The organism is Actinomycetospora sp. (genome assembly GCF_055612215.1).
Map to the genome: position 1 here is coordinate 1 of NZ_JBVPVA010000696.1, position 9,541 is coordinate 9,541.

General features: G+C 75.8%; 12 protein-coding genes. 6 read left to right on the forward strand and 6 right to left on the reverse strand.

The features are described 5' to 3' along the window. Positions 1-335, forward strand: a 335-nt coding sequence (locus AC0CYZ_RS19090; protein WP_472218173.1) for a hypothetical protein, incomplete at its 5' end; no start/stop codon positions are given. Positions 336-383: 48 nt separating this feature from the next. Here AC0CYZ_RS19090 and thiE read toward each other — a convergent pair. Beyond that, the gene (gene thiE / locus AC0CYZ_RS19095; RefSeq protein WP_472218175.1) at positions 384-1,067 is read right to left on the reverse strand and encodes a thiamine phosphate synthase; all 684 of its coding nucleotides are present in this window, start codon (positions 1,065-1,067) and stop codon (positions 384-386) included. 144 nt (positions 1,068-1,211) lie between these two features. On the opposite strand from thiE, the gene thiO reads away from it, so the two are divergent. From thiO to thiG, 3 genes are read left to right on the forward strand one after another with little or no spacing between them, the layout of a single operon-like run. Beyond that, the gene (gene thiO / locus AC0CYZ_RS19100) at positions 1,212-2,369 is read left to right on the forward strand and encodes a glycine oxidase ThiO (protein WP_472218177.1); all 1,158 of its coding nucleotides are present in this window, start codon (positions 1,212-1,214) and stop codon (positions 2,367-2,369) included. Continuing rightward, complete coding sequence (thiS, locus tag AC0CYZ_RS19105; protein ID WP_472218179.1) at positions 2,366-2,566, forward strand: sulfur carrier protein ThiS; 201 nt, start codon at positions 2,366-2,368, stop codon at positions 2,564-2,566. Before thiO ends, thiS begins: the two co-directional genes overlap by 4 nt. Before the next feature lie 2 nt (positions 2,567-2,568). Further along, positions 2,569-3,393, forward strand: coding sequence for a thiazole synthase (thiG, locus tag AC0CYZ_RS19110; RefSeq protein ID WP_472218181.1), 825 nt, complete (start codon positions 2,569-2,571; stop codon positions 3,391-3,393). A gap of 4 nt (positions 3,394-3,397) precedes the next feature. Here the strand turns inward: thiG and AC0CYZ_RS19115 are convergent, their stop codons facing one another. The 4 genes from AC0CYZ_RS19115 to AC0CYZ_RS19130 all read right to left on the reverse strand — a co-directional run bounded on the left by AC0CYZ_RS19115 (position 3,398) and on the right by AC0CYZ_RS19130 (position 6,889). Further along, positions 3,398-4,153 carry an alpha/beta fold hydrolase gene (locus AC0CYZ_RS19115; protein ID WP_472218182.1) on the reverse strand — a complete coding sequence of 252 codons (756 nt, stop codon included), beginning with the start codon at positions 4,151-4,153 and terminating at the stop codon, positions 3,398-3,400. 2 nt (positions 4,154-4,155) lie between these two features. Further along, complete coding sequence (locus tag AC0CYZ_RS19120; protein WP_472218184.1) at positions 4,156-4,602, reverse strand: SRPBCC family protein; 447 nt, start codon at positions 4,600-4,602, stop codon at positions 4,156-4,158. Positions 4,603-4,765: 163 nt separating this feature from the next. Continuing rightward, the gene (locus AC0CYZ_RS19125; protein WP_472218185.1) at positions 4,766-6,043 is read right to left on the reverse strand and encodes a cytochrome P450; all 1,278 of its coding nucleotides are present in this window, start codon (positions 6,041-6,043) and stop codon (positions 4,766-4,768) included. Positions 6,044-6,193: 150 nt separating this feature from the next. Beyond that, a complete protein-coding gene (locus AC0CYZ_RS19130; protein WP_472218187.1) occupies positions 6,194-6,889 on the reverse strand; it encodes a hypothetical protein in 696 nt (231 codons plus the stop codon). An 87-nt stretch (positions 6,890-6,976) separates the two neighbouring features. Here AC0CYZ_RS19130 and AC0CYZ_RS19135 point away from each other — a divergent pair, with 87 nt between their 5' ends. Together AC0CYZ_RS19135 and AC0CYZ_RS19140 are read left to right on the forward strand one after the other, a co-directional pair. Further along, a complete protein-coding gene (locus AC0CYZ_RS19135) occupies positions 6,977-7,954 on the forward strand; it encodes a D-2-hydroxyacid dehydrogenase family protein (RefSeq protein ID WP_472218189.1) in 978 nt (325 codons plus the stop codon). Positions 7,955-8,062: 108 nt separating this feature from the next. After that, the gene (locus AC0CYZ_RS19140) at positions 8,063-8,725 is read left to right on the forward strand and encodes a hemerythrin domain-containing protein (RefSeq protein ID WP_472218191.1); all 663 of its coding nucleotides are present in this window, start codon (positions 8,063-8,065) and stop codon (positions 8,723-8,725) included. Between the two features lie 18 nt (positions 8,726-8,743). Here the strand turns inward: AC0CYZ_RS19140 and AC0CYZ_RS19145 are convergent. Then, on the reverse strand, positions 8,744-9,541 hold a 798-nt coding region (locus AC0CYZ_RS19145; protein ID WP_472218193.1), incomplete at its 5' end, for a hypothetical protein.

Here is a 9,541-nt window from a genome sequence, read left to right on the forward strand (position 1 = left end):
TCGGCGGGGTCGCGGCCAGCATCTTCGCGATCGGCCTGCTGGCGAGCTTCGCGGTCGAGTCGGCCGCCGGGCACCCGCTCTCGGGCGGGGACTCGGGGACGTCGGTCGGGTCGCTGTTCGGGCAGACCACCGGCGAGGCGACCACGACGACCGAGGCGCCCTCGACGGCGGACCCCGACAGCTCCGACACCGCGACGACGCGCACGACCGACCGCTCCGGGAGCAACGGTCAGCAGGGCCAGACCGGCTCGAACCCGTCGCGGACCACGACGCCGAGCACCAGCCGGCCGCAGCAGCAGGGCGGCGGCGTCCTGTCGTCGCTGGTGCCGCAGTAGTCAGGTGCGCTCCGCGCTCGTGAGCACTAATCCGCCCTATGACACGGATTAGTGCTCACGAGGCCGAAGGCCACCTACCAGCGACCGCGCCGCCGCCTCCGGGTCCTCGGCCTCGGTGACCGCCCGGACGACGACCGCCCGCGTCGCGCCCGCGGCCACGACCTCGCCGAGGCGGGCGTGGTCGATCCCGCCGATCGCGAACCAGGGCCGCTGCGGGGCGTCGGCCGCGGTGGCCCGCACGAGGTCGAGGCCCGGCGCCGGGCGGCCCGGCTTGGTCGGGGTCGGCCAGCAGGGGCCGGTGCAGAAGTAGTCGACGCCGGGCTCGACGGCAGCGGCCCGGGCCTGGTCGAGGTCGTGGGTGGACCGCCCGATCAGCACGTCGTCGCCGAGGACGCGGCGCGCGACCCCGACCGGCAGGTCGTCCTGCCCGAGGTGCAGCACGTCGGCGTCCGCGGCGAGGGCGACGTCGGCGCGGTCGTTGACGGCGAGCAGCGCACCGTGGCGGCGGCAGGCGTCCGCGAGCACCTCCAGCGCGGCCAGCTCGTCGCGCGCCTCCATCCCCTTCTCCCGCAGCTGCAGCAGGTCCACCCCGCCGCGCAGGGCCGCGTCGGCGAACTCGGCGAGGTCGCCGCGCTCACGGCGGGCGTCGGTGCAGACGTAGAGCCGGGCGCGGGCGAGCCGGTCGCGGCGGCGGGCGCCGAGGTCGGAGGGGGCGGCCGTCGAGGTGGTCATCGCGCCCGACGCTAGCGCGTAGGCTGGTTTCCGAGCACCACCACGGGAGCCCGGAGCGGCCGGGCTGAGAGGGGACGGCGCAGCAGCGCCAGGGTCCCGACCGTCGAACCTGATCCGGGTCATGCCGGCGCAGGGAGGGAAGCCATGGGTGAGCGGACCGACCGCGTGGTCGTCGTCGGGGCCGGGGTCGTCGGCACGACGGCGGCCTGGGTCGCCGCGCGCGACCACGCCGCCCGCGAGGTCGTCCTCGTCGACCCCGACCCGGGCTCGGGCGCCTCGTGGGTGGCCGGCGGCATGCTCGCCCCGATCACCGAGGCCTGGCCCGGGGAGCGGGAGCTGCTCGAGCTGGGCGCCGCGTCACTCGCGCGCTGGCCGGCCTTCGCCGCCGCGGTCGAGCAGGCCTCCGGGCGCCCGGTGGGGCTGCGGACGGCCGGGACGCTCGCGGTCGTCGTCGACGCCGCCGACCGGGAGGACCTGGACCGCGTCATCGAGCACCTGCGTGCCTGGGGACGCGACGCCGAGCGCCTGACCGGCCGCGAGGCCCGGCGTCGGGAACCGGCGCTCGGGCCCGCCGTCCGGGCCGGGCTCGCGGTGCCCGACGACCTCGCCGTCGACAACCGGCTCCTGCTCGCCGCGCTGCGCGCGGCCGCCGAGCGGGCGGGCGTCGTCGTGCGCACGGAGCCCGTGGTCCGGGTGACCGAGTCGGACGGGGCGGTGTCCGGGGTGGACCTCGCGTCGGGGAAGCGGCTCGACGCGGGGCGCGTGGTCGTCGCGGCGGGCGCGTGGTCGGCGTCCCTGCACCCGTCCCTGGACGGGCTGGTCCGCCCGGTCAAGGGCGAGATCCTGCGGGTGCGGGCCCGGGCCGGCTCGCTGCCGCCCCCGACGCGGACCGTGCGCGCGGCCGTCGCCGGCCGCGCGGTGTACGCGGTGCCCCGCGACGGCGGGCGCCTGGTCCTGGGCGCCACGCAGTACGAGACCGGGTTCGACGCCGACGTGACCGTCGGCGGCGTCCGGGACCTGCTCGCCGACACCGAGCGCGTGCTGCCCGGGATCGCCGACTACGCCCTCGAGGAGTCGGCCGCCTCGTTCCGGCCGGGCACGGCGGACAACCTGCCGGTGCTCGGCGCCGTGCCGGGCACGCCCGACGGCCTGCTCGCCTGCTTCGGGCACGGCCGGAACGGCATCCTGCTCACCGCTCTGACCGCCGACGTCGTGGCCGCCCTCCTCACGGGGCGTCCGATGCCGGACGGCTCGGCCGCGGCCTCGGCGTCGCGGCTCGCCACGCTGGAGGTGTCCTCGTGACCGTGCTGCTCAACGGCGTCGTGACCGAGGTCGCGCCCCACGCCACCCTCGCCGACGTGCTCGCCGCGCACGGCGTGCCCGACCGCGGCGTCGCGGTGGCCCTGTCCGGGGAGGTCGTGCCGCGCGCCGCGTGGGCGTCGACCCCGCTGCGCGAGGGCAGCGTGCTCGAGGTGCTGACGGCGGTGCAGGGAGGGTGACGATGAGCGTGGCGAGCGAAGCGACGGGGGATGTGCGCGTGCTGGCCGGTGTGGCCGCCGATCCGCTGGTGATCGGCGGCCGGGAGATCGGTTCCCGGCTGATCATGGGGACCGGGGGCGCCGCTAACCTGTCGGTGCTCGAGCGCGCGCTCGTCGCGTCGGGGACGGCCCTGACGACGGTGGCCATGCGCCGCCTCGACGCGGGCGGCGGGCCGGGGGTGCTCGCGCTCCTGGAGCGGCTGGGCATCGAGGCGCTGCCGAACACGGCGGGGTGCCGGACCGCGGCCGAGGCGGTGCTGACCGCCCGGCTGGCCCGCGAGGCGCTGGGGACCGACCTGGTCAAGCTCGAGGTGGTCGCGGACGAGCGCACGCTGCTGCCCGACCCGATCGAGCTCCTCGACGCCGCCGAGCAGCTCGTGGACGACGGGTTCACCGTGCTGCCCTACACGAACGACGACCCGGTGCTCGCGGCCAAGCTCGCCGACGCCGGGTGCGCCGCGGTGATGCCGCTGGGCTCGCCGATCGGGACCGGGTTGGGCATCCGCAACCCGCACAACATCGAGATGATCGTCGCGGCGATGGCGGAGTCCGGGCGGCCGGTCCCGGTGGTGCTGGACGCGGGGATCGGGACGGCGTCCGAGGCGGCGCAGGCGATGGAGCTGGGCTGCGACGCGGTGCTGCTCGCGACGGCGGTGACGCGCGCGTCCGACCCCGAGGCGATGGCGACGGCGATGCGGCTGGCCGTGGAGTCGGGCCGGCTGGCACGGGGGGCCGGTCGGATCCCGCGGCGGTACTGGGCCCACGCCTCGTCGCCGGCGGTGGAGTAGCGCCTCAGCGGGCGAGGAAGTCCTCGAGGATCGGCAGCACGACGTCGGCGCGGTGCATGAGGCCGGTGTGCGTGGCGCCCGGGACGACGGCGAGCCGGGCGTCCGGGATCAGCTCGAGCTCCAGCGCCGCGTGCTCGATCGTCACGAAGTCGTGGTCCCCGACCATGACCAGCGTGCGCGCCGTGATCCGCGCCAGCTCCTCGTCGGACCAGCCGGTGAACCCCTGGATCGTCGGTTGCAGCTTGGCCATGAACGCGTCCATCCCCGCGCCCCCCGGGGGCGCCAGCCGGGCGTGCTCGCGGTGCATGGCCGCGAAGTCCTCGGTGCTGGGCATGCGGGTCGAGGTGGCCCAGCGGGACGGGTCGGTGATGTCGGGGTGGAAGCCGTCGGGGCGGACGTGACCGGACGCGAACACGAAACGCGCGAACCGGTCCGGCCACCGGATCGCCGCCTCCATCAGGGCCAGGCCACCGAGGCTGAAGCCCAGCGCGTCGACCCGCTCCAGGCCCAGGTGGTCGAGCAGACCCACGAGGTCGCCCGCGAGGGCGGCGAGGGTCGGCTCCCGGTCGACGTCGGCGGTCCGACCGTGACCCTGCTGCTCGACCGCCACCACCCGGCGTCGTGCGGACAGGGCCGGGAGCACCGAGGAGAAGGACAGGTCGATCGTCTGGTGCCCGCCGGGTACGAGCAGCAGCGGGACCCCGCCGGTCCCGTGCTCCTCGAAGTAGGGCGAGATCCCGTCGAGCTCGGCGTACGGCATCGTCAGGCCCCCGCTCGATCCTCGACGTAGGCCTTCAGGCGGGGCAGGGTCGCCTCGATGGCGCGGGTGTTCGTCGCCGGGAAGCCGACCAGCTCGAGCAGCATCGGGATCCGCGAGGTCGACCAGTCGAAGGTCTCGGTGACCTTCGTCGAGCCCTCGCCGGCAGGCTCGAGCTCGTAACGCCAGCGGTGGTGCCCGAAGTGGCGCCAGGCGATGCGGCGGTCCTGGACGAACTCCACGACCTCGTTCCTGATCGTGTAGGGCACGCCGAGCCGCATCGACATGCCGAAGCGGTCTCCGAGGGCGAGCCGGTCCGGGCCCGCGACGGCGTCCCGGACGGTGCCGGAGCCGTCGAACCGGCCGTGTTCGTGGGGGTCAGCGAGGACGGCGAACACCGCGGACGGCGGGGCGTCGACCACGATGTCGCGGCTGACGTGTCGCTCGGTCACGGCTGCGCAGCCTAGTGGGCGAACGGCGCCATCCTGGCGTCCGATGTCAGGATCGTGCCGTTGCTGGCATGGGTGGGCCGGCGCACTCGACGAGTGAACGGCGCCGTTCTGGCGTCACACGTCAGGATCGTGCCGTTGCTGACGAAGGGGACGGGGGGCGGACTCAGCCCAAGGTCACCGGGAGCGCGTCGACGCCGTAGACGATCGACGTGGCACGCAGCGGCAGCGTCCGCTCGTCGGCGGCCATCGCGATCTTCGGGAACCGCTGCAGCAGCGCCGGGTAGGCCGTCCGGAGCTCCATGCGCGCCAGCTCCGCCCCGATGCAGCGGTGGATGCCGTGGCCGAAGGCCAGGTGCGGCGTCGGGGTGCGGCGCGGGTCGAAGACCTCGGGGTCCGGGGTGAGCCGCGGGTCGCGGTCGGCGGCCGAGAGCGAGACCAGGATGCCGTCGCCCTCCGCGAGGTCGACGCCCCCGATCGTCATGGCCTCGGTCGCGAAGCGCGGGAACGCGATCTGTACGACGGTGAGGTAGCGCAGCAGCTCCTCGACGAAGCCGTGCACCGAGGCGGGCTCGTCGCGCACCATCGCCGCCACCTCGGGGTCCCGCAGCACGAGCACCGAGCCCAGCGCCAGCATCGATGCCGAGGTCTCCAGCCCGCCGGTGAGCAGCCCGTCGGCGAGCTCGGCCAGCTCGTCGTCGTCGAGCTCGTCACCGTGCTCGCGGATGAGCATGCCGAGCAGGCCCTCGCCCGGCGTCTCCCGCTGCCGCTCGACGACGCCGCGCAGGTAGACCAGCGACTCGGAGATCTTGTCGAAGGCGGCCGTCGCCCCGGCGAGCAGGTCGAACCGGGCCGTCGAGAGCGCCTGGAACTCGTCGCGCTCCTCGTAGGGGATGCCGAGCAGCTCGCAGATCGTCAGCGACGGGATGGGCGTGGCGAAGTCGCGGACGAGGTCGACCTCCCCGCCCGCCGCCTCGATCTCGGCCATCGCGTCGAGGCGGCCCTCGACGATCGCGGCGATGCGCGGACCGAGGCGGGAGAGCCGTCGGCCGGTGAACTCCGGGGTGAGCAGGTGCCGCAGCCGGGTGTGCTCCGGCGGGTCGGTGAATCCGAGCCCGCCGGGGTTCTGCCCCGAGCCGATGCCGGCGCGCCCGACGAGGTGGCCGAAGTCGGTGGACAGCCCGCGGGTGCGGCCGAGGACCTCGCGGGCCTCCTCGTGCCCGGTCACCAGCCAGGCCTTGACCCCGAACGGCAGCGGGAAGTCGCGCACCGGGTGGTCCTCGCGGTACTCCCGCAGCGCGGGGACCGGGTCGAGGCCCTCACGGCGCAGCGGCATCAGCGCGTAGTCCGGGATGAGGCTCATCGGGTCGAGGCCGCGTCGGCTGCGCCAGGAGAGGTACTGGCGGGCGACGAAGCCCGTGACCCGTGTGCGCACTGCCGTCACGCGACGCGCGAGGGCATGACCAGCCCTGCGCGTGGTCCTGCCGGTGCCCACGGTGACCACGTCCCCACCCTCCCGCACAGCCCGAGCTGCCCTTCCGGACGGGTGCAGGGTAGGGCGTCGTGGTGACCTCCGGGTGTGACGGCCCCCGTGTCACCCGTCTCGCGGCACGTCCGGACGGGTGACCGGCACTCCGCCGGTCGTCACGGCGTTCGGGCCGCGCAGGCCCATCCGGCCGAGTTCGACATCGGCCAGCCGGAGGAGCACTGCGGCATCTCCGCGTCGCCACGCGCCCGCCGCGTCGCCGCCCGGCCCGGCGGCGCGACGGACCCGGCCGGGGGAGCCGCCGACGAGCGCGCGCAGGGCGAGCAGGTCGACGTCGAGCTCGCGGGCGGCCAGGGCGTGCCGGGCCCGCAGGACCCAGCGGATCCGCAGGGCGAGCCAGGTGGCGAGCACCGGGAAGGCCGCGACGACGACCACGAGCCACGCCAGCCCCGTCGCGACCGCCGCCACCGCCTCGACCTGGGCGCGCCCGGCGTCGGAGATCGCGGTCCCCGCGTCGGTGCCGGGGGTGAAGGCGCCGGAGAGGCGGTCGCCGACGAACGGGACGCTGCCGGCCGCCCGGGCGGCGCCGTCGAACACCCCGCTCACCCGGTCCCCGGCGTCGGTGAGGCCGCGCCCGGCGGCCTGCAGGGCGAGGACCAGGTCGTGCAGGGCGATCGCGGCGCTGACCACGAGCACCACCCAGACCGCGACGGCGAGGTCGGAGAGCACCTGCAGCATGCGGCGCCGCGGACGCTCGGCGTAGACGAGCAGGCGGGGGCCGCGCGGGGCGAGGGTGAGGCTCACGTCGGGGTGTGTGCCCGACCACCCGCGGGGGCACACCGGCTCCGACCGGGGCACGCGAACGCCCCACCCACGAGGAGGTCGACCGCCGTGCCCGAGGTCCGCAGCGTCGCGATCCTGGACGACTACCAGCACGTGGCCCGCCGGAGCGCGGAGTGGCACCGCGTCACCGACGGTCTCGGCGCCGAGGTCACGACGTTCCACGAGCACCTCGGCGGACCCGAGGACGTCGTGGCCGCGCTGGAGCCCTTCGACGCGCTCGTCGTGATGCGCGAGCGCACCGCCTTCCCCGCCGAGGTGCTGGAGCGCCTACCGAACCTGCGCCTGCTGGTGACGACGGGGCCGGCGAACGCCGCGATCGACGTCGCGGCCGCGCACCGGGCGGGGATCACGGTGTCGGGGACGGGCGGTGTGCTGGACAACGCCGCGACCGTGGAGATGACCTGGGCGCTGATCCTCGCGGCGGTGCGCCACCTCCCCGCGGAGGACCGGCGGATCCGCGAGGGCGGGTGGCAGGAGACCGTGGGCGCCGACCTCAAGGGGCGACGGCTCGGCGTGGTCGGCCTCGGCGGGATCGGGAAGCCGGTGGCGGCCGTCGGGCAGGCGTTCGGGATGGACGTGGCGGCCTGGAGCCGGCACCTCGACCCCGGCGACGCCCGCGCGGCCGGCGTCACCCCGGTCGACAAGGAGGAGCTGTTCGCGACCTCCGACGTCGTCACGATCCACATGAAGCTCTCCCGCGGGAGCCGCGGCATCGTCGGGCGCGAGGACCTCGCGCGGATGACCGCGCACGCGATCCTGGTGAACACCTCGCGTGGGCCGCTCGTGGACGAGGACGCGCTGCTGGAGGCGCTGCACGCCGGGACGATCGGCGGCGCGGCCCTCGACGTCTACGGCACCGAGCCGCTCCCCGCGGACTCGCCGTGGCGCTCCGCCCCGCGCACGGTCCTGACCCCCCACCTCGGGTACGTCACGGAGAAGACGTTCGCCGAGATGTACGCGGACGCCGTCGAGGACATCGAGGCGTTCGCGGCCGGGTCCCCGGTGCGGGAGCTCGCGGAGCGCTGACGGTGCGACGGGTGACGACCGGCGGGCTGGTGACCGCCAAGTCAGCGACAAGTGCGGTGGGCGACCCTCGTGGTCGTCACGCACCGTCGTCACTCCGAGGAGTCCGCCATGACCACTGCCACCGCCACCGCGCCCACCCGTGATGCCGACCTGCTCGGCATCCGCATGGCCCACCGCATCATGCGCCGCGAAGCACGCCGCTACGCCGGGCTCGCCGCCGCGTGGGCCGACGGCTCCGACCCGCTCGCCGGCCGCCGACGGCGGATCTTCGGGCGCTGGCTCGAGGGTCTGTGCCTGGACGTCCACCACCACCACGCCACCGAGGACGACCACCTCTGGCCGATCCTGGAGCGGCACGCGGGCGCCGAGATCGACCTCGCGCCGCTCTCCGACGACCACGCCGCCCTCGACCCCGTCCTCGACGACATCCGCCACGCGTTCGTCGTGGCCGCGGCCGGGGGGCGGGTCGAACCACTGGCCGAGCGCCTGACCTTCCTCGCCGACCTGCTCGACGAGCACATCGCCGAGGAGGAGCGCGACGTGTTCCCCGTGATCCTGCGGTACGTGCCCCTCGCGGACTGGACGACCGTCGAGCATGCGGCCCGCTCGGGCGGGGCGGGACTGCGCTGGGTGCTCCCGCGCATCGTCGAGGTGGCCACGCGGGAGGAGTACGCGCAGCTCACCGCGGCGGCCCCGAAGCCGCTCCTGCTCGTCATCAAGCTCCTCCTGCCGCGGTACCGGCGGGAAGCAGGCGCCCTGACGCGCTCGTGAGCAGCCCCGGGCGAGGGCTCATGAGGCCGGAGGCCACGTCCCGATGCGTCCCAGCGTCGCCGTCCCGCTCATCGCCCCGGCGAGGTGGCCCTCCCACGGCGCGAGGTCGTGCCGGCACGCCGCCAGCACGGCCTCGTCGCCGAGGGCCGCCGCGGTCTCCGCACGGAGCGCGGTCCACATTAGCCACCACCAGTCGGGGCTGATGGCCACGTCCGGGCGCCAGACGCGGCGCGCCTCGTCGGGGCGACCGGCGGCGACGAGGGCCGCGGCGTACGGCTCGGCGACGAGCACGCCGCGGACCCGGTACTCCGCGGCCAGTGGCTCGACCAGTTCCGCGAGCCGGCCCTGCGCGTGCCGGACCCCGACGAGCCCCACCAGGGCGAGCGCCCCGGCGTTCGCCAGCCCCCGCTCGGCCAGGGCCGCCCCGACCGCGGTGTAGATCGCCTCGGCTTCGTCGTGGCGGCCCGCGACGACCGCCTCGAGCGCCCGGAAGATCGTCGTCCAGCCCAGGGTCGAGGCGAGCTGGCCGTCGGGGGCCTCGGCCAGGGCGGTGGCGGCGTGGTCGGAGGCGGCGACGAAGTCCACGCGGTAACAGGCGTGCAGGAAGCGGGCGTGGTGCCCGACGACGCGGTGTCCCCACGACCCGGCGCGCTCCGCGGCGTCGAGCAGTTCGACGCCGAGGCCGTCCAGCTCGTGCCAGCGGTCGGGGCGCAGCAGCGTCCAGAAGCGGGCGTTGAGCACCAGGCAGCGCAGGCCGGGGTCGTGACCCGCCTCCCCGAGGAGCGCCAGCGCCGCCCCGGCGTCCGCCACGGCGCG

What these genes read in the sequence shown, in the direction of transcription:
- thiE (WP_472218175.1), bottom strand. Translation starts at nt 1,067, where the DNA reads ATGACCACCTCGACGGCCGCCCCCTCCGACCTCGGCGCCCGCCGCCGC.
- AC0CYZ_RS19140 (WP_472218191.1), top strand. Translation starts at nt 8,063, where the DNA reads ATGACCACTGCCACCGCCACCGCGCCCACCCGTGATGCCGACCTGCTC.
- thiO (WP_472218177.1), top strand. Translation starts at nt 1,212, where the DNA reads ATGGGTGAGCGGACCGACCGCGTGGTCGTCGTCGGGGCCGGGGTCGTC.
- AC0CYZ_RS19115 (WP_472218182.1), bottom strand. Translation starts at nt 4,153, where the DNA reads ATGCCGTACGCCGAGCTCGACGGGATCTCGCCCTACTTCGAGGAGCAC.
- thiG (WP_472218181.1), top strand. Translation starts at nt 2,569, where the DNA reads ATGAGCGTGGCGAGCGAAGCGACGGGGGATGTGCGCGTGCTGGCCGGT.